This is a genomic window from Amycolatopsis sp., from assembly GCF_035546795.1.
GTDB lineage: Bacteria > Actinomycetota > Actinomycetes > Mycobacteriales > Pseudonocardiaceae > Amycolatopsis_E.
In genome coordinates this window covers 38,090-57,429 of record NZ_DASZWC010000030.1, presented here as the reverse complement: position 1 = coordinate 57,429, position 19,340 = coordinate 38,090, and the positions used below count along the sequence as shown (strand labels likewise).

The following is a 19,340-nucleotide window of genomic DNA, read 5'->3' as shown; positions in this document are numbered from 1 at the left end:
CTTCGCGTGATCCGATCACAAGAATCGTAAAGTGTTCACCGTCGAACAGGAGACGAGCCATGCCGCCGATCGTCAACCGCTACACCCGGCTCACCGGTATCGAGCACCCGATCGTGCAGGAAGGACTCGGGCCGTTCCGCACGCCGAAGCTGGCCGCGGCAGTGTCGGAAGCCGGCGGGCTCGGCACGGTCTCGATGCCGGGGATGCCCGAGGACATCGCGGCGGGCGCCCGCACCTTCCGCGAGCACATCGAGGAATGCGCCGGGCTCACGGACCGGCCGTTCGCGGTGAACATCCCGGTCGGAGTCGACAGCAACGGTGACGTTCTCCCTTTCACCGACAGCTATATCCGCACGGCGCTGGAGGCACGTAAGGCCGACCCGGCGCTCGAACGGCAGCTGCGGGTGCTGACGACATCGGCAGGCTTTCCCGGGGACTACATCGCGCTCGTCAAGGACGCCGGGATGATCCACCAGCACAAGGTGGGCTCCACCCGCCAGGCCGTGAAGGCCGCCGAGGCCGGCGTCGACGTGGTCATCGCCGCCGGGTTCGAGATGGGCGGCCACGCGCCGAGCAAGGCCGTGCACAGCTTCGTGCTCGTGCCGAACGTGACCGAAGCGGTCGACGTTCCGGTCCTGCTCACCGGCGGGGCGAGGGACGGCCGTGGGCTGGCCGCGGCCCTGACGCTCGGCGCCGAAGGAGTCGCCATGGGCACCCGGTTCATCACCAGCACCGCCAACTCCGACTGGCATCCCGCCTACATCCAGGCCCTGCTGGACGCGAAGGAAGGCGACGACGTGGCGTTCGACGGTGTCTACGGCCCGTGCCGCGGGCTGCGCAACGCCGCATCACAGCGTCTCGTCGACGCGCACGAGGACGGCGCGGCCGTGGATCCGGTCGCACTGACCCGGTGGAAGATCGAATCCATGCAGCGGGCCCAGACCGAGGGCGACACGGAGAACAGCCTCGTGATGACCGGTCAGGTGGCGTCCGCGATCACCGATCTCATCGACGTCGCCGAGTTCGTGCCGCGCATGGCCGGCGACGCGGCCGGGATCCTGCGCTCGCTGGCCGCGTCCACTGTGGACACACGGTGACCGTCAGCGAGAGCCGTGGTGGTGGGCCAGTGCGACGATGCAGGGTTTCCCGGTTCCGCTGAACCCCGTCACCTGGGTCACCGCCAGCCTGCGGCCGCTGCTGGTGATCTCGGCCCGGAACGTGGCTACGTCCCCGAGTACGAGCGGCCGCAGGTAGCTGACGCTCAGCGAGGCCGGGACCGGCGGGCCGCCCACCGAGCCGACGGCCAGGCCCGCCAGCAGCCCGGTGAGCCACAGCGTGATCCCGCCGTGCAGTGTCCGAAGTGGATTGACCAGATCTTCCTCGATGGGCAGCGAAAGCCGGACACGGCCGTCCACGGCCGATGCGTTTTCACGGACGGTACCGGCGAGTGCCGCGGCCGACCTGCAGGGACCGGTGAGCACGGTTTCACCGGGCGGCCCGGCCGGACCTTCGTCGAGGAACCGTCCCCATTGCCGGCACCGGGCGACCGGCCGGCCGTCGGACGCGAAGACCGCGCCCTCGGCGAGCCCCGTCCCCGGCGAAGAGTGCACGAGGCGCCCCTCGGCGGACAGCCGCGTCCCGTCCGAAGGCGGCGGACTGAGGAAATCGAACGAGATCTCGGTGCTGACCGACCATCGGCCGGGCGGCGCCGAGGCGATGAGGGCGTACCCGAGCACGTTGTCCGCGAGCACGCCCAGCGCCGCCGCGTTCTCCGGCCCGCTCATCCAGGGGCCGCTGGCCATGGATCCCCGGCAGCCGGTTCCGTCGACGGTCACGCCGTCGACGGCGAACATCGTCTCGGGACCGCCGGGGCGGTAGTCCTGCCACTCGTGACACGACGTCACGGTGTCCATCCAAGCTCCTCGCGTTCGCGGGTCAGGGCGTGTTGAGTTCGGCGAAACGCCTGGTCACGATCGGGGTCCACCGCGCGCGCAAGGCTTCGATCCGCCGGGCGACGCGCCTGCCGGCCCAGTCCGGCAGGATCGCTTCGGGCAGTTGGGGGTCGACCCGCGGGAACTCCTGCCACTCGCTGATCAGGCGGATGTGCGTGAAGAGGGTCTCGTCCGGGGTCGCCGGGTGCAGGGCGTCCATCGCCTGCCACACCTTTTCGTACCGGGACCGCAGGGTGGCCAGGTCCCAGCCCCGCTCGACGATCTTGTCCTGCGGGATCCCGATGCCCTCGACGTTCCCGGTGAAGGCGAAGGTGTGCTCGGTCAGTTCGAGCTGTTCCAGCAGCCTGCCGACCTCGCCGGAACGCTCGACGTGGGGCGTCAGCCACAGCCCCGGCGCCGGGTTGCCGAAGCCGGCCCAGGTGAGGCCCGCATACAGCGGCCGGCGGGCGCGGCGGAGCGCCTGGGGAATGACCGCCCACAGCGCCAGCCAGGTGCCGTCCCAGCTCGTGAACGGGTCGCTCAGCGAGTAGACCCGGCGGGAACCGGTCTCGAAGATGTGCACGAGCTTGTCCGTGAGCGTCCAGCGCACCTCGCGCCCGTGGCGCTCCGGGGTGATCCAGCCGGATGCCGACGCCCTGGCTATCGCCTGCCGGGCCGTCTGTTCCTCGATGCCGAGCCCGTGGAAGATGTGCACCAGGGTCGAGGTCCACACCGGCTGCCCGGCCCGCCACACCAGTTCACCGAGCACGGTGATCAGCAGCGACCGGGCACTGCCGTGCGTCAGGGTGGCGTCGGCGGACTCGCGTGGCGAGGTTTCGAGCGCCCCGTGGGTCGGCATATGCGCCTCCTGCTGGTCGGTGGGTCCCGGTCGTACTTTACGTGCCCGATAACCGAGGGCGCGGCAGTGTAGACAAACGCCACACGCCCGGGCGTGCCTCAGGAGCCGGCCGGCGAGGCCACCGGACCCTTCGGTTGACATCTTACGAAACAACGATCACCCTCGTGTCACATTAATTTTGGCCTGACCATTTGCAATGTCGGACCGAATAGGTACACTTCGGTGACCCGAGTCACATCAATACAAGGGAGTATCGAGATGGTCGACGACGGCCGGGTTCTGGAGACGTCGTACTGGCCTGCCGAGCCAGGGGATGTGCACGACACCACGGTGTGCGACACGCTCCGGCACGCCGCCGCGACAGTGCCCGAGCGCCTCGCGCTCGTCGACTGCGTGCCCGACACCGGCGCCCGGGAAGCATGGACCTACGCCGAGCTTCTCACGGACGCGGAGCGCGTCGCGCGGGCTCTGCTGGCCACGTTCGCACCGGGTGACCGCGTCGCCGTCTGGGCGCCGAACAGCGCGAGGTGGATCGTCCTGCAGCACGGGGTCGCCCTGGCCGGGATGGTGCTGGTGGCGCTCAATCCCGCTTACCGTGCGCGGGAAATGAGCTTCGTGCTCAGGCAGTCCGGCGCGGCCGGGCTGTTCTGCCCCGCCGAGCACCGGGGCTTCGACATGCGCGGAATGATCGAGGACATCCGCGGGGAAACGCCCGAACTGCGGAAGATCGTGACCTTCGAGGAGTGGGACGCGTTCCTCGACAGCGGGGACCCGGACCGGGAGCTGCCTGCCGTGCGGCCGGAGGACGTGATCCAGATCCAGTACACCTCCGGCACCACCGGCTTCCCCAAGGGCGCGATGCTGCACCACAAGGGACTGGTGAACGAGGCGAGGCACGTCGCCGAACGGGCCGGCATGAGCGACGGCGGCGTGTACGTCAACGCGATGCCGATGTACCACATCGGCGGCGGCGCCGTGACCTCGTTCGGCGCCTGGGCCAAGCGCGGCACGTTCGTGATCCTGCCCGGCTTCGACCCGGGGCTGCTGCTGGAAGCGCTGGAAACCTACCGCGGCACGCACACTCTCGTCGTGCCGACCATGTTGATCGCGATACTCGAGCACCCCGATCGCGCGAAACGCGACCTTTCGAGCGTGCAGACGATCCTCAGCGGGGCGGCGTCGGTGCCGGCGTCGCTGGTGCGGAAGACGCAGCAGCTGCTGGACTGTCAGTTCAGCATCCTTTTCGGACAGACGGAAACCCATGGCGTGATCAGCCAGACGAGGGTGACCGATTCGCCCGAGGACCAGGCGGAGACCGTCGGGCAGCCACTGCCGCAGCTGGAGGTCAAGATCGCCGACCAGCTCACCGGGGAACCGGCCGCGCTGGGCGAATCCGGGGAGATCTGCTGCCGCGGCTACCAGAACATGCTGGGTTACTTCCGGATGGAGGCCGAGACCACGGCGGCGATCGACGCCGAGGGCTGGCTGCACATGGGCGACCTCGGTTCGATGGACGAACGCGGGTTCATCAGGATCCGCGGCCGGATGAAGGACATGATCATCCGGGGCGGGCTGAACATCTACCCGGCCGAGATCGAGGCCGCGCTCGGTGACCACCCCGCGATCGAATACGCCGCCGTGATCGGCGTCCCGGACCCGAAGTGGGGCGAGCAGATCGGCGCGGTCGTCACCCTGCACCGCGGCGCGCAACGCCCGTCCCTGGACGAGCTGACCTCCTACCTTCGGTCCGAGATCGCGCCGCACAAGACGCCGGTCTACTGGGCGTTCGTCGAGGAGATGCCGGCCACGCCGAGCGGCAAGATCCAGAAGTTCCTGCTGCACAAGCGTTTCGAGGAGGGCTCGCTCCGTTTCGACGCCGTCCGCTCGTCCAGCGCCAGTGAAGCCGCGCCAGTGACGAGCTGAACCCGTCGAATCCCCGCCGACCGTGTGGCCGTAGCCGCACGGTCGGCCTTTCTTTGTGCTACAACGTCGCGAACCAGGCGGCCACCTGGGCCCGGGACTGGAAGCCCAGCTTCGCCAGCACGTGCTCCACATGACCTTCGGCGGTGCGCTGGGAGATCACCAGCCGGGTCGCGATCTGTTTGTTGGTAAGGCCTTCGGCGATCAGCCCGGCGACTTGCCGCTCCCGGGGCGTCAGCCGGGGCTCGTCGTCCGTGGCCGGGGCCCGCTCGGAGACGAAGGTGAGCACGTCCGCGACCGCCACCTGCTCGCCGTGGGCGTGGCAGCGCTCGAACGTCTTCGCGCCCAGCGCGCCGCGCAGGCGCTCGACGTACTGGTCGTGGATCGCCAGTAACTTCGCCGAACCGAAGAGCGGATGCCCGATCGAGGCCCACAGTGCCTCCGCGACACCGAGAAACTGACCGGCACGCCGGAAATCGCCATCCTCGCAGGAAACCCAGGCGAGCAGCTCGACACAGGCGGACATGCCGAGCCGGTCGTTGAGCGCGTGCTTGGCCGTCAGCGACTCACCGAGCGCGACCGCGGCCGCCCCGTGGTCACCGAGTGTCCACTGTGCCAGGCCACGCACCCAGTTCGCCCACGACAACGCCCATTGTTCTCCGTGTACCGCGCTGACGGCGTGCACGTCCTCGCACAACTCGATCGCCCGGTCCGCCTTGCCGACGAGGCAGGAGACGAACGCCAGCTGCGAAACCGCCAGCAACGTCAAGGAGTTCACCGCGCCGCTGGCCCGGTGCGCGTCCACCGCGTCGGCGAGCAGTGTCTCCGCCTCGCCCAGGTTTCCCTTGAACTGCTCGGCGGAGCCGCGGAACTGCTGGCTGTAGGCGCGGGCGACCGGGTCGTCGAGCGCGGCCGCGAGCTCGAGGCAGTTCGCGAAGCTCGTCATCGCCGAGGCGTTGTCGCCCTGCGTCATCGCCACGTACCCGTTGACCCACAACGCTTTGGCCTTCTCCCGTGACGGCTCGACGGCGGCGTCCAGCACCCGCCCGAGCCAGTACCGGCCGTCCTTGAGGTGACCGCACGCGTTCCAGAAGAAGATCAGGGCTCCCGCCATGCGCAAGCCGATGGACACTTCGCCCGGTGTCGTCAGGCAGAAATCCAGCGCGGTCCAGAAGTTGGCCTGCGCGTCCTGCAGTCGTGCGCACCAGCGCACCTGGTCGGCGCCGAACCAGCCTGCTTCGCTGCGCTCGGCGAGGTCCAGGTAGTAGTCACGATGCCGGCGGCTCGCCGCGACGGCGGCGCCGTCGGCCACGAGCCGCTCATGGCCGTAGGCCTTGATGGTTTCCAGCAGGCGGTACCGGGGATGCTCGTCGGTGCCCTCGCGCAGCACGATGGATTTCTCGACGAGGCTGGAGAGCACCTCGAAGATCTCCTCCCGCGCGATGCTCTCGTCCGCGCAGACCACCTCCGCGTCCACGAGCGCGAACGCACCCGCGAACACCGAAAGCCTTGCCCACAGGGCTTTCTCACTTTCGGAACAGAGGTCGAAGCTCCAGTCCACCGCGCCGCGCAGGGTCTGATGCCGCGCCGGCCCGCCGCGGTTGCCGGTGCACAGCAGGCGGTACCGGTCTTCCAGCCGCGAGACGATCTGTTCCAGCGACATGGCCCGCAACCGGACCGCGGCGAGCTCGATCGCCAGCGGCAGACCGTCGAGCCGTTGACACAGCTGTGCCGCGACCGGCCGGGACGCCGGGCCGAGCGTGAAATCGGGCCGGACCGCGCGAGCCCGTTCTTCGAGCAGCTCCAAGGCCTCGTACCCGTAGACGTAGCCCCCTTTCGAGGGCGCCACGTTGGCCAGATCCGGCATGGACAGTGGCGGCACGGGCCAGCTGTGCTCGCCCAGTACACCCAGCGACTCACGGCTGGTGGCGAGCACGACGACGCCGTCGGCCGCGCGCAGCACGGTGGCCACCAGTGCCGCGCACGCCTGCAGCAGATGTTCGCAGTTGTCCAGTATCAGCAACAGTTTCCGCTCGGCCAGGAACTCGACCAGCGCCGACTCGGGCGAGAGCGCCGACTGGTCCGGCACGCCGAGCGCCTCGGCCACGACGTTCGCGACCAGCCCCGGCTCGGCCGCGCGGGCCAGGTCGACGAACCACACGCCATGCGGGAATCCGGCGGTCAGCTCCCGGCCCACGCGCCTGGCGAGTCTGGTCTTGCCCACGCCACCGACACCGGTCAGCGTGACCAGCCTGCTCGACGAGATGACGGTCTTGAGCGCCGCGATCTCCTTGCGGCGCCCGACAAAGCTGGTCAGGTCGTTGTCGAGAGCGGTTCTCTGCGGGCACAAACGAACTCACATCCCTTGTCGGCGCACCGTTGCGCGAACAGGGAACAGCGTAACCGATCGGCACGCCACGCCGAAATTCTCTGCCGCGCGAAGTCTGCCGAGAATCAGCGCCCGACGAGTTCCACGACGGCGCTCTCGGCGCAGACCGTGCACGGTGTGAACGACTCCTCCTCGGCCTCGGCCAAAGTCAGCTCCTCGGCCTCCCGGTCCTTGAGCAGCCGGCAGCCCGCGACGTGGAAGCGCTTTCGCCCTGGTAGGACAAAGACGACGTCGTCCTCGTCCTCGACGGCGGCCACCTCGGTCACCTCCTCGGTCACCTCGCCGGTGTCCTCTTCGTCGTGCTCGACGTCTTCGGCCGGCGCCGCGGCCTTCCGCCGGCGCCACACCTGCACCAGGACGAGCAGGAGTCCCGCCGCGGACGTGCCCAGCGCGGCGTAGACCAGCACGACCTGCCCGAGCCACCAGCCGGCCGCCAGGCAGATCCCGGCCGCCACCGCGAAAATGAGAGCTAGCACCGTTGTCCTCCTTCTGCTGCTACTGACCGGCCGCGGGTGGTGCGTCCGGGTCGGCCGGCAGGTAATCGGGCGCGTACCGCACGTCCGCGGCCTTGATCCTGGTGACCAGGAAGTCGTCCCAGACCTTCAGTTTGGCGTCATTGTCCAATTTGGTCTTGATCGCGTCCTTGAGCTGGTCGAACGTCATCGGCGTGCCGGGGTGCACCGCGCCGACCCGGCCGACGTTCCAGCCCTGCTGGGTCTGCACCGGCCCGAACACCGAGCCGGCGGGCGCGGCGAACGCGGCTTTCGCATAGGTGGCGTCGAGCTGGCTCGCCGCCACCGTGCCGAGCGAGCCGCCGCTGCCCTTGGTGCTGCCGTCCATCGAGTACTGGCCGGCCAGCGTGCCGAAGTCCGCCCCGGAGCGGGCCTGCTGCGCGACGGACTGCGCCTGATCCTGGGACGTCACGACGATGTTGGCCAGCTCGCGCTGCTCAGGCGAGACCATCTGCGCGCGGTTGGCGTCGTAGTAGTGCTGCGCGTCGGCGTCGGTCGTGGCTTTCACCGGCGCGGTGACCTGCTGGAACAACCGCGCGCCCGCTTGCTGGCGCTTGATCTCGTCCAGCACGTCCTGTTCGGACACTCCATGCCCGCCGAGCTGCTGGACGAAGGTCTTGCGGTCGGTGCCGTCGTCACTGACCAGCTTGTCGAGCTGATCGCTGGCCGCTTTGTCCGCGATGACGATGCCCGCGTCGCGCGCCGCGTCGTCCACGACCATGCTCACGGCAACGGCCTTGGCCACGGAACGCCGGAACTGATCGGCCGCCGCCGGGTCCGAGGGCTGCTGCACCCCGTAGAGCAGCTCCATGACGTTGACCCGCTGCTGGAGCTGTTCCTGGGTGACCACGGTGCCGCCGGCCCGGAACGCGGCCCCGTCCGGCAGCGCGTCGAGTGCCCGCATGGTCAGGTTCGCGCCCGAGCCGCCGCCGAGCAGGACCAGCACGGCCGCGAGCGCCGCCTGCGTTCTGCGCCCGGACGGCACCAGCGTCACCTGCCGCAGGAAACCGGGAACCTGGAGCTTCATGCGCTATACCTCCACCAAATCCGCTTTCGCATCAGGGACGAGCCGCTCGCGGGTGCCGGGTCTCCGTCCGAAATGGACACACGCGAGCGCGGCGAGGTAGGACACCACGACCGTCGCGGTGAGGGTCAGGCCGAACTCGCGGAGCAGGCCGATCCGGGACAGCGAGAGCGCGAGATAACCGAGCGCGGAGGTCACGCACGCCCAGCCCACCACTCGTCTCGGGCAGGCGTCGTCGAGCAGCAGGATCGTGAACTCGCAAGCCGTGACGGTCGCCAGGGAACCCAGCGCGACCGTGAGCGGGCTCAGTGACTGGCCCAGCGCCCACACGGCGGCGACCGTCCAGCCGGTGGCGAGCACCGCGGCGAGGACGGCACGCCAGGCGTCGCCGCGGCGGCGCAGCCCGCACACCAGCACGATTCCCGCGGCGAGGATGCCCGCGAGGTTCGCCGGGTAGCGGTCCCAGCGCACCTGGTCGTAGGCCTGTGCCGCCGCGACCGGCAGTCCGACGAGGTCGGCCTGCTGCCCCGCGGGCGGCGGCGGCAGTGCGGCGCGCAGGTCCTGGAGCAACCCGGCCTGCGAACCGAGATCCTGCAGTTTGAGGCCGAAGGTCAGCAGCGCCTGATCGCCGTTCGGGCTGAACACCGCCGACGTCAGGTAGGGCGGCAGTAACTGCAGCCCGGCGGCGACCTGGTCCGGGGTGGGTGCCGCGCCGAGAAAGCCCAGCAGGTCCGGCGCGGTGATGATCGGCCGGAGCCGGTCACCGAAGCGCGCGATGGCCACGTCCTGCGCCTGTGCGAGCCACTGCAGCGACGCCGGGCTCTGGGTGTCCGGCCCGCGGAGCCGCACGCTGAGATCGCCGGAGGACCCGAGCACTTGTTCCGCGTAACGCGCTTGGTCCAGCGCGGGCAGTCCCCGCGCGACGTCCTCCGGGCTCGCGCGGACGTCCAGGCGCGGCAACAGGATCCAGCCCGCCGCCGCGACGGCGAGAAGGCATGCGCCCGCCACCCACCGTTTCGGACCCCGGATCGTGCGCACGCTCCGCGAACTGTCCGATGTGGACGGTTCGAACCGGCGGCCGAGCAACAGGGTGGCGCCCACGGTGAGCACGACACCGAGCCCGAGCGCGAGACCGAGCTCGCGGACGAACGGCAGGGGCGAGATCGCCAGCGACGCGAACGCGGCCGCGCTCGCCAGCGACATCACCACGACCTTGCGGCGATCGGCGACCGCGCTCAGGTAGAGCGGAAAGGAGCTGCCGATCCCCAGCAGCAACGGCAGCAACACGATGGCACCGAAGGAAACCGGGACACCGGCCCAGCCGAACACCGCCAGCGTCAGCACACTTCCCAGCAGCGCGGCGGCCAGCGGCCACAACCGGCGCAGCAGGCTTTCCCGCCTGCCCACCAGCAGGAAGCGCACGAGCAGGATCACCACGGCGAGCGCACCGATCAGCGGGATCTCGCCGGTCGCTTCGTCGGTCACCGCCGCGGTGACGACCGGGATCCCGGTGACGGTGACCCGGCTCGTGGCCAGGCCGGCCTTGCCGACCTCGTCCCGGACCGAGGACACCAGCCGCCGCGTGCCGGGCTCGTCGAGCCCTTCGCGGGGCCGGACCAGTACCGCGACGCTGTCCGGCGTCGGCACCACGAAATGCCAGCGCGCCCGCGGATCACCTGCACCGTCGTAGATCACGTTCCGCACGAAGTCAGGGTTGCTGGTGGTGGGCAGCCCGGCAGGCAGGCCGCGGACGAGCAGCGCGCCGTACCTGCGATCGAAGTCCGCGGTCGCCGCGTCACCCGCCGCCTTGACCGCGGTCGCGGACATTCCCTTTCCGCGCGCGTCCGCCTCGGCCCGCGCCCGCAGCCCGTCGCGCGTCCCGCTCAGCCGCGCGAGCATGTCCTGCGACGTGATCGCGATCTGGTTCAGGATCGTGGCCGGCCCGTAGACGGTGGCCACATCGGGTAGGTGCGCGAGTTCGCCTTCCAGGCGCATGAGTGCGGCGAGCCGGCCGTCCCCCAGCAACAATCCTTGGGGCTGCTGGGATTCGAGCAGCACGACGACAGGGTCACCACCGAAGGTGCGGGCATTGTCCGCGAGCGCGGTCACCGACGGGTCACCGGCCGGCAGGAACGAGTCGACGGTGGTCTCCACGCGCAGCCGCAGCAGGCCCGAGGCGACGGCCGCGATCGCGGCCGCCGCCAGTACGGCGGCCAGCACGCGCTTGCCGGTCCGACCGCGCATCACGTCCACCACCCCTTCGCAGTGAGCCCGGTCACGATAGCCAGGCCATTGTGGATAGTCAACAGCTCATGACACTCAGTAATAGAGGTCGTCAAATGACTGCAGTGCCACGGTGAGCAGTCCGCCGAGCCGTCCCAGCGCCCGGTGCTGCAGCTGCTTGACGGCGTTCTCGGACTTGTTCATCAGCACCGCGGTTTCCGCCACCGAGCGGCCGTCGGCGAACCGCAGTTCGAGGCACCGGCGCTGCGCCTGGTTCAGCCGCCTCACGCACCGGCCGACTTCGGCGATGACGCTGCCGCGCGCCAGCCGGTCCTCGACCGGCTCGTCCTCGACGGCGGACTCGGGCAGCTCGCCGGTCATCACCAGCCGCCGCGAACGCGCGGACTTGCGATCGTCGAGGATGATGTTCTTCGCCACCCGCAGCAGCCAGGGCACGATGCTGTCCGGCCGGTGCTTGAGCGTCACCGCGTTCCTTGCCGCGCGCAGGAAGGTCTCGCTCACGAAGTCCTCCGCCGACGCCGGGCTCACCGCCCAGGTGCGGACGTAGCGGTACACGTCGGCACGGCACCGGCGGTACACATCCGCGAGCCAGTCCGCGTCCATGCTCGACTGCTCGACCGTGTCCATGTCATCCTCCCGCCGGCTGGAGCCGGTCGAACGGCTGTCCCTGCGGGGCAAGGCTCTGCCCTGGCGCGGGATAGGGGTTCCGGTTGGTCAGGATCGCCGGCAGCGGTACCGGAACGCCCTTGACGATGCTCTCGTTGCCGAGGTCCGGTTCGAGCCGGAAGAAGTGGATCCCGGCTTCGTCGGTGTAGTTCAGCATCGCGCCGAAGTTGGCGAAGAACGCGCCGAGTTCCGGTCCGTAGGGCGAAAGGTAGCCCAGCATCGGGTTCAGCTGGTTCATCGTCGCGCGCAGCTGGGGAATCAGGGTTCCGGCGTCACCGGCCAAGGTGGGCACCCGGTCCAGCGTCGCCGGAGCCTCGTGCAACGTCGCGGTCAGGTCGGGCAGCAGGCCGCGCAGATCCTGCGTGGTGGCAGGCAATTGCCGCAGGGCGGTCGACAGCGCGGGCGCCGCCTGGTTCAGGTCGCCGGCGACCGGGCCCAGCTCGGTGGAAAGGCCACGCAGGCGGTCGGTGGCGGTCCTGGTGCTGCTCAGCACCGACGGCAGCGCCCGCACCGTGTCGGTGAGGCTCTGCTGCTGGCCGCTGGTGGCCGCCGTCAGTTTCTGTGCCTGCCCGACCAGCTCGCCGATCTGCCCCTCCCCCGTGTTCAGCGCGTCCAGTACGACGCCGGTCTGCTGGGCCAGTGCGGTGAGGTCCTTCGACTGCGCGGAGAGGGCGTCGATCGCGGTGTACCCCTGGCGGCCGAGCGCGCCGAGGCCGGACAAGGCGTTGGACACGTCCTCCCGCGTGCCGGTCGTCGCCGCGCCGGCCGTCCGGAGCACGCTGCCGAGCGCGTCCCGCGTCGCCGGGTCCAGCGAGGCCACGACATCACGCAGCTGCACGGCCGGCTTCACGGCCGAGTCCGCCAGTTTCGTGCCGGACGGCAGCTCGCGGCCCGTCCCGTCCTGGATGTCCACATAGGACTCACCGGCCAGTGATTTCGCACCGACCCGGACGGTCGCGCCCTCGTGCAGCGGGCCCGCCCCGGGATCGAGCTTGACGACGACGGTCGCGGTCCCGCCCCGGCGTGTCACGTCCCCGACCTGTCCCACGTGGACACCCGCGATGTCGACGTCGCCGACCGGGATGAGGTTGTCCACGTCGCCGGTGTCGAAGGAAAGCGTGTACGACTCGGCCGAGAACGGCCCCGACACGCCGGAGCGGTCGAAGAGATATCCGAGATATACCAGGGACAGTACGAAGAAGGCGCCCAGCACGACGATCTTGCCGGTGGTTCCGCCGAGGATCCTCATGGATGGCTCCCGCCCGTGTTGCCGCCGTGCGTTCCGGGAAGCACACCCGCGTCGGGCAGCGGGACCGCGACGTGGCCGCGGATGAACCCGCCGTTGGCGTCCGAAAGGCTGAAGGCACCGTTGGTGTTGTAGATGAAGGCCTGCAGGTCGCCCAGGTAGGAGACGAGCAGCGCGGAGTCGGGGATCAGGTCACGGGTGACCGGTTCGAGGTCCCCGAGCGATCCGTGGACCTGCGAGACCAGCGGCCCGAGATCGTCGACCACCGGCCCGGCGGCCGAGACCACCGGCTTGGCCGCCGCGACCACACTGCCGAGGCCGTCGACGGTGCCGCCCAGTTTCCGCAGTGTGCCGGGCAGCTGCGCCGAAGCGCGGTCGAGGTTGTCGAGCACCGGATTGAGCTGGGCGGTCAGCCCGCTCACCCCGTCCATCGCGCGGTGCAGCTGGCCGGTGGTGCCCGGCAGTTCCGCCAGCGTCGCTTCGAGATCGGCGTTGTGCTGGGCCAGCACTCCGAGCGTGGTCTGCGTGGAGTTCATCAGTTCCGCGAGCCGCGCGTCGTTGTGTCCCACCGCGCCGCCGATCTGGCTCAACGCGGTGACCAGCTTCGCGATGTTGTCGCGCCGGGCCGAGAGCGCGTCCAGTACCGGCTTGAGATCCAGCATCGTGCCGTCGGCCGCCCGGAGCCCGCCGGGCAGGTTCGCCGGGGCGCTGGCCAACGCGACATCGGAGGCGGACAGGAGGTTGGTCAGCGCGGCCCGGCTGCGATCGTCGAGGTGGTCGAGCACCTCGTCGGGCTGGACGGGGCGTTCGGTCTGGCCGACCGGGACGACCCCGCCGGCGGGCAGTGGTGCCGCCGGTGGCCCGCCGGGGTCGACCTCCACGTACATCTCGTTGAGCGGGTTGGTGGGACGCAGCACCAGATGCGCGTTCTGGTAGATGGTGTGCCCCGGCTCCAGCGAGAAGGTGACGCGGGCGGCGCCGTCCGGGGTCACCGAGCTGTCGGTGACCTGTCCGACCTCGACACCCGCGATCCGGACCTTCGGGTGCTGTCCCGGGTTCACCGCCGGCGCCTCGGTGAAGTCCGCGGAGAACTCGTACCGTTGCGCCCACGGCGCGATGAACCGCTGGTTGCCCAGGATGATCGACCCGCTGGCCACGCCGAGCGCGATCAGGATGAGCACGGTCGTCACGTTGCGGCCCAGCCCGGGGACGGTGCGGATCCGTTCCCAGACCCGGCGTACCGAAAATGACCTTTTCACCGGAGCGCTCCTAGTTCGTCGGCAGGGGAAGCGGGGGGAGCACGCCGGAGAGGACGTGGTCCTTGCCGGGCGCCGTCGCGGGCTCGGGGCTGTAGGTGTCGCCGGAGTTGTCCGGCGGCGGCAGGATCTGCACTCCGCCTCCGGGCAGCAGCCCGAGCGACTGCAGCAGCTGTGCCGTGCCGGGGTCGTTGCCGCCCACCGACGACAGGCCGACCCCGAGAGCGAGGCCGAGCATCCGCCCGTTCTTGTCGCCGTACTGCGAGAGATTCGCTGTGTGGGCGGCGAGATAACCCAGCTCTTCGTAGAAGCGGTGGCCGTTGCCGCCGTCTCCGGCGTAGGCGCCGGAGCCCGTCCACGGGGTGAGGATCGTCGTCGCGATCGGGCCGTTGACCCGGTCCAGCACCGGTCCGCGCAGGTTGTCGAGCGTCGCCGTCGCCTGCCCGGCGGTGGGCACCAGCTCGTTCACGAGCGGGAGCGCCTTGTGCAGCAACGGACGCAGATCCTGCACGAGGGGGCGCGCCTGCTGCACGACCGGATTCGCCTTCTGCAGCAAAGGTGCCAGCTCCTGGACCGCCGGGCGCGCCTTCCCCGCCACCGCCGTCACGCGGTCCAGGCTTCCGCTCAGCGCACCGAGCCCGGTGCGGGTCGCGGCCAGCGTCGCGGGCAGGTCGGCGACCGTGGCGGCGAGCGGGCCCCGTTCGGCCGCGAGACTCCCGCTGACGTCCTTCAGCGTATCGATCACGTCGGCGAGCTGGCCTTCCTGGCGGGTCATCACGCCGGCGGCGGAGTCGAGGTCCGGGACGAGCTGGTAGAGGTCCTGCCGCGGCCGGGTGCCCTGCAACGCCGAGAGCACGTCGTCGGCGGGGGCGAGCGCGCCCGGCGCGTCGTGCAGCAGATCACCCGCCGCCGAACCCGCCCCGGCCGCCAGTGTCTGGTCGGCCAGCCGCGTGGTGTCCTGAACGGACTGCCGGGCACGGCCGGGCAGCGCCGCGAGAATCTGGTCCAGCTCAACGGGAACCGACGTGCGCGCCACCGGGATCGGCTGACCGTTGTCGAACGGCTTCCGTTCCCCGCCCGGCACCAGCTCGACGTAGTAGTTGCCGCCGAGCAGCGTCGTCGGCCGGATGATCGCCGACGGCGTGGCACCCAGCTTGCCGAGCGTGCCGTCCTGCACCTTCATCGACACCAGCGAATCGCCCTGGCCGTTCTTCCCGACGTCGGTCACCGTGCCCACGACGACGCCGGCCATCTTCACCTCGGACTTGTCGGGCAGCAGGCGATAATCGCGCGCGAACTCGGCGGTGATCGTGTCCCCGGAGGAGAGCATCGTGCCGATCCGCTCCTTCTGGTACACCGCGAGCAGTGCACCGACGACGAGCAGCAACAGGACCGCGCCGAGCACAACGGGTTTGCGTAGCTTCGCGGCCATCAGTTGTTCCCTCCGGGCAGGATGTTCACGGGCGAGGAGGTGTGCTCCCGGTCGGCCTGGCCGGGGGCCGGGTAGGCGTCCTGACCCTGCAGCGGATCGGGCAGCAGGCCGCCGGTCACGGCGGACGCCCCTTCCAGCGCCACGCCGACCCGGGCGCCGTGCACCCCGGGCGCGACCTCGGTGGACACCATGCTTTCGATCCGCCGGAAGAACTCGACGACCTCGTGGCTGTACTGGGCCAGTGTGTTCACCGGCGAGGCCAGGTCCACGAGCCCTCGGGAGAGCGCCGGCGCGAGCGGCCGGGCGTCGGCGAAAGTCCCGGTCAGATCGGCGAGCGCCGGTTCCGCGCTGCGCGAGACGCCCGGAACCGAATCCAGGGGTGCCGGCGCTTCACGGAGCACGCCACGCAGATCCGGCGTGGCCTGGCCGAGCGACTCGGCTCCCGGCCGCACGGTCGCCAGCGCCGAACGCAGGTCGCCCAGCGGGCGGGCGAGCGAATCCAGTGCGGCGCGCGCACTGGTGAGCGTGGCCGGGAGACCCCCGACCGTGTCCTGCAACGGTTTCCCGTCGTCCACGGCCAGTGCCCCCGCGGTGTCCCCGGCCTGCTTGACCAGCTCCGCGAGCTGCTGGGTGTGCCCGTCGAACGCGCCCGCCAGCTGGTCCGCGCGCCGCAGGAGCCCGGCGAGATCGGCGTCCGGCGCGGTGAGCGCGCCCGCGGTGGTCGCGAGCCCGGCGAGTTCGGCGGGCGCGTGCTCCAGGAAGTCGTGCAGGTCCTGGCTGTGCCCCGCGGCCCCGTCACCGGCCTCACGGACGGTGCCGGTCAGCGCCGCACGGGTGGCCGGGTCGAGCACGTCGAGCACCTGGTCCAGGTCGGCGGAGTCGACGTTCCGTTCCGCCGCAATGGTTTTCCCGGCCAGCGGGCCCGCTCCGGGATGACCGCGGTCGAGCTCGACGAACTTCTTCGCCAGCGCCGACTGGTCCCAGATCGCGGCACGGGCGTCGGCGTACACCGGAACTGTGCCGTCGATTTCGAGGGTGACCACGGCTTGCTGACCGTCGTAGCTCAAGTCGGCCACGCGGCCGATCCGCGTGCTGTTCTCGCGGACGTCGTCGCCGACCTTCAAGGGTGCGCCGACATCGTGGAACGCCGCGCGGACAACGGTTTTCGGCGCGCCGGGCACCCCGGAGCTGGCCGTCACGCCGAACAGGATGATCAACACGAGCACGGCGGCGCCGACGAGGCCGATGCCGAAGGTACGCGTCGTGGCGCTGGGCATCACAGGCCTCCGAGCAGCTGGTCGAGCAGTGAGTTCTCCTGCGGGCCGGTGAGCCCGGTGGCGCTGCCCGGATCCCCGGACGCCGGGCCGGTCACGGCAGGCAGGGCGGGCAGGTTCAGCTGGGGCACGGGCGAGGGCGCCGGCGACGGAGTCGCCGCGGGTGCCGGGGTCGCCGGCCCCAGGCCCACGCCGGGGATCTGCAGCAGCGACTTCGGTGTGGTGACGACGAAAGCACGGAAGTAGTTGCCCAGCGCGTCCCGGCCGTTGGTGCTCATCGCCCAGTACTTGACGAAGTCGAGCGCGGTCCCGAGCGCCGGGGTCAGGTCACCGACGAGCCGGTGCGCGGACGCGCTCGCCCCCGGGAGCACGTCGCCGCCCGGACGAAGGTCACGCACCACCGGCGCGGCCTGGTCGAGCAGGGCCTTCGCCCGGTCGAGCACGGGCTGCAGCGAAGTCAGTGCGGGATTGGCGCTGTCGGCGAAGGAGTTCAGCTCCGCGGTGATGTCCGAAAGGTTGTCGGTCACCGGGCGGACCGCCTGCAAGGCCGGCGTGCCCTGTTCCGCCACGCCTGCCACGTCCGAGAGCACCTGCTGGGCGGTGCGCAGTGTTCCCGGCAGCTGGGTCAGCGCGTCCTGCATCGCCTGGCGCTGGGTGGCGATCGCCGAGAGCATCCGGTTGCCGGCGTCGACGGCCTGGTCGAGATCCTGGCCGTTGCCGCCGGCCAGTGCCTGCGCCACCGGTGCCGCGCGGTCGATCAACTGCCCCAGTACCGCGTTCTGCTGGTTGAGCACGTCGGCGAGCTGACCGGTGTTCTGCATCGCCGGGGCGAGTGCCCTGATCGCGGCGTCGATGTCCTGGCCCTGTCCGGCGGTGCCCTCGCCCAGCGTCGTCACGAGCGCCGCGAGCGCGGTGCCGGTCGGGTCGTCGACGGAGTCGAGCACCTCGTCCAGATCGACGGCACGGCTGGTGTGGTCGGCCCGGATGACCTCCGGCGCGGACATCACCGGCGCCTGCGCGCTCCCCCGGTCCAGGTCGACGTAGCGCTCGCCGAGCAGCGTGACCGGGCGGATTTTCGCGCTCGCGTCCTGGTGCAGCGGCAGGACCGAACGGTCCAGCTTCATCCGCACCGCCGCCTGGCCGCGCTGCAGGCCGACCGACTCGATCTGCCCGACCTCGACGCCGTCCATGCGGATCAGGTTGCCCGGGATGAGCGGGCTGGCGTCGGCGAACATCGCCGTCAGCTCGAAACCGTCCGAAGTGGACTGTGAGACGAGGTAACCGGCAGCCACCGCCCCGGCCGCCACGACGGCCACCCCGATCTGGACGGACCGTTTGACCACTTTTCTCATCGCGGTGCGCTCCCGTTCGCGTCCATCCACGGCGTCCCGGCCGCCATGCCCGGCGCCGGGGTGGAGTTCGGTCCGCCCTTGAGGCCGGCGTTCGCGCCGGGGTTGTCGTCGAAAATGCTGGGACTGACCTGGACCACCCCGTGGAAGTAGTGGCCTTGCGCGTCATAGTTGGCGAAGGCCGCACTCCAGTTGGAGAGCCAGCCCATCACGTCGGGCGTGTACGGCCGCAGGAACGTCAGCGCCGGAATGAGTTGCGACGCGGCCTGGCTGACGCCGGGCAGTACGCCGTGCGCGCTGTCCAGCAAGGCCGGCGTGTTCTGCAGCAGCGTCGTCGCGGACCGCAGCGCCGGGCGGAGGTCGGCGATCGTCGGTCGCAGGTCGATGAGCAACGGGCTGAGGTTCTGTGCGAGCGACGACAGCTGTTGCGTCGCCGGCCGCGCGTCCTGCAGCAGCGGCGTCGCGGCGTCGACCGCGGCCGGGACCCGGTCCATCGCCTGCCGCGCGGTGTCCAATGTGGACGGTAGCGCGCCCAGTGCCTGCTGGAGCTGCGCCTGCTCGGCGGCAAGGGCGTCGGTCGCCGCGGTGAGGTTCTGGACGACCTGCCGCACCTGCTGCTGGTGCTGGGCGACCGGGTCCATCAGCCGGCGAAGGCCGGTGATCAGGTTCTGGATCGCGGGGCCGTCCTGTCCCACCGCCCGCAGCACCGCGCCCAGCTCGTCGACGGCCGGACCCGCCGTGGCCAGCGTCGCCTTCAGATCGGCGGGATGGGTTTTGAGGCTCTGGTCGAGCTGCTGGACGACGGAGTTCAGGTGGGACCGGGTCTGCGGGTCCAGTGCGGCCAGCACCTGGTCCAGCTCGACCTGTTCCCCGCCCGCGGGCAGCATCGCGCCGCTGGGGATCGGCGCGTTCGCCGCCGGGCCCGGCGTCAGCTCGATCACCCGCTCCCCCAGCAGGCTGCGCCACTGGACCTGCGCGGTGCTGCCCGCGTGCAGGGGGGCGTGCGCGCCGTCGACCGAGACGGTGACGAGTGCGTTGCCATCCCTGGTGTCCAGGCCGGTGACGTGCCCGACGGTCGTGCCGTCGATCTCGACGCGCGAGCCGTCCAGGAGGTTGGCCGCGTTCGGCATCACCAGCTGGAGGTCGTAACCACTGTCGTGGGTCGCCCAGAGATAACCGCCACCGATCGCCGCGACGGCGAGCACTGTCGCGCCCAGCAGCCATTTCGTCACCGGCAT

15 protein-coding genes are annotated in these 19,340 nt (G+C 70.6%); 2 read left to right on the top strand and 13 right to left on the bottom strand.

What is annotated here, in order from left to right:
* Positions 1-59 precede the first annotated feature (59 nt).
* Positions 60-1,097 carry a nitronate monooxygenase family protein gene (locus tag VHD82_RS18645; protein ID WP_325705024.1) on the top strand — a complete coding sequence of 346 codons (1,038 nt, stop codon included), beginning with the start codon at positions 60-62 and terminating at the stop codon, positions 1,095-1,097.
* Positions 1,098-1,100: 3 nt separating this feature from the next.
* On the opposite strand, the gene VHD82_RS18640 is transcribed toward VHD82_RS18645, so the two are convergent.
* Both VHD82_RS18640 and VHD82_RS18635 read right to left on the bottom strand, forming a co-directional pair.
* The gene (locus VHD82_RS18640) at positions 1,101-1,913 is read right to left on the bottom strand and encodes a PaaI family thioesterase (RefSeq protein ID WP_325705021.1); all 813 of its coding nucleotides are present in this window, start codon (positions 1,911-1,913) and stop codon (positions 1,101-1,103) included.
* Positions 1,914-1,935: 22 nt separating this feature from the next.
* A complete protein-coding gene (locus tag VHD82_RS18635) occupies positions 1,936-2,790 on the bottom strand; it encodes a PaaX family transcriptional regulator C-terminal domain-containing protein (protein WP_325705018.1) in 855 nt (284 codons plus the stop codon).
* A 258-nt stretch (positions 2,791-3,048) separates the two neighbouring features.
* Here VHD82_RS18635 and VHD82_RS18630 point away from each other — a divergent pair, with 258 nt between their 5' ends.
* A complete protein-coding gene (locus VHD82_RS18630; protein WP_325705015.1) occupies positions 3,049-4,713 on the top strand; it encodes an AMP-binding protein in 1,665 nt (554 codons plus the stop codon).
* Positions 4,714-4,771: 58 nt separating this feature from the next.
* Here the strand turns inward: VHD82_RS18630 and VHD82_RS18625 are convergent, their stop codons facing one another.
* The 11 genes from VHD82_RS18625 to VHD82_RS18575 all read right to left on the bottom strand — a co-directional run bounded on the left by VHD82_RS18625 (position 4,772) and on the right by VHD82_RS18575 (position 19,340).
* Positions 4,772-7,060, bottom strand: a complete 2,289-nt coding sequence (locus VHD82_RS18625; protein WP_325705012.1) for an ATP-binding protein — start codon at positions 7,058-7,060, stop codon at positions 4,772-4,774.
* Between the two features lie 104 nt (positions 7,061-7,164).
* A complete protein-coding gene (locus tag VHD82_RS18620) occupies positions 7,165-7,575 on the bottom strand; it encodes a hypothetical protein (protein ID WP_325705009.1) in 411 nt (136 codons plus the stop codon).
* A gap of 19 nt (positions 7,576-7,594) precedes the next feature.
* Positions 7,595-8,638: a peptidyl-prolyl cis-trans isomerase gene (locus VHD82_RS18615; RefSeq protein WP_325705006.1), complete on the bottom strand. Its 1,044-nt coding sequence runs from the start codon at positions 8,636-8,638 to the stop codon at positions 7,595-7,597.
* 3 nt (positions 8,639-8,641) lie between these two features.
* Complete coding sequence (locus VHD82_RS18610; protein WP_325705003.1) at positions 8,642-10,879, bottom strand: MMPL family transporter; 2,238 nt, start codon at positions 10,877-10,879, stop codon at positions 8,642-8,644.
* A 75-nt stretch (positions 10,880-10,954) separates the two neighbouring features.
* Complete coding sequence (locus VHD82_RS18605; protein ID WP_325705000.1) at positions 10,955-11,506, bottom strand: sigma-70 family RNA polymerase sigma factor; 552 nt, start codon at positions 11,504-11,506, stop codon at positions 10,955-10,957.
* A gap of 1 nt (position 11,507) precedes the next feature.
* Positions 11,508-12,794 (bottom strand): MlaD family protein, encoded by a 1,287-nt coding sequence (locus tag VHD82_RS18600; RefSeq protein WP_325704997.1) that lies wholly within the window; start codon positions 12,792-12,794, stop codon positions 11,508-11,510.
* Positions 12,791-14,050, bottom strand: a complete 1,260-nt coding sequence (locus VHD82_RS18595) for an MlaD family protein (protein WP_325704994.1) — start codon at positions 14,048-14,050, stop codon at positions 12,791-12,793. Before VHD82_RS18595 ends, VHD82_RS18600 begins: the two co-directional genes overlap by 4 nt.
* Positions 14,051-14,060: 10 nt before the next feature.
* Positions 14,061-15,479, bottom strand: coding sequence for an MlaD family protein (locus VHD82_RS18590; RefSeq protein WP_325704992.1), 1,419 nt, complete (start codon positions 15,477-15,479; stop codon positions 14,061-14,063).
* Positions 15,479-16,756 (bottom strand): MlaD family protein, encoded by a 1,278-nt coding sequence (locus VHD82_RS18585; RefSeq protein ID WP_325704989.1) that lies wholly within the window; start codon positions 16,754-16,756, stop codon positions 15,479-15,481. Before VHD82_RS18585 ends, VHD82_RS18590 begins: the two co-directional genes overlap by 1 nt.
* Positions 16,756-18,105, bottom strand: a complete 1,350-nt coding sequence (locus tag VHD82_RS18580) for an MlaD family protein (RefSeq protein ID WP_325704986.1) — start codon at positions 18,103-18,105, stop codon at positions 16,756-16,758. The genes VHD82_RS18585 and VHD82_RS18580 overlap by 1 nt, the downstream gene beginning before the upstream one ends.
* Entirely contained in the window at positions 18,102-19,340 is a 1,239-nt protein-coding gene (locus VHD82_RS18575) for an MlaD family protein (protein ID WP_325704983.1), read from the bottom strand. Before VHD82_RS18575 ends, VHD82_RS18580 begins: the two co-directional genes overlap by 4 nt.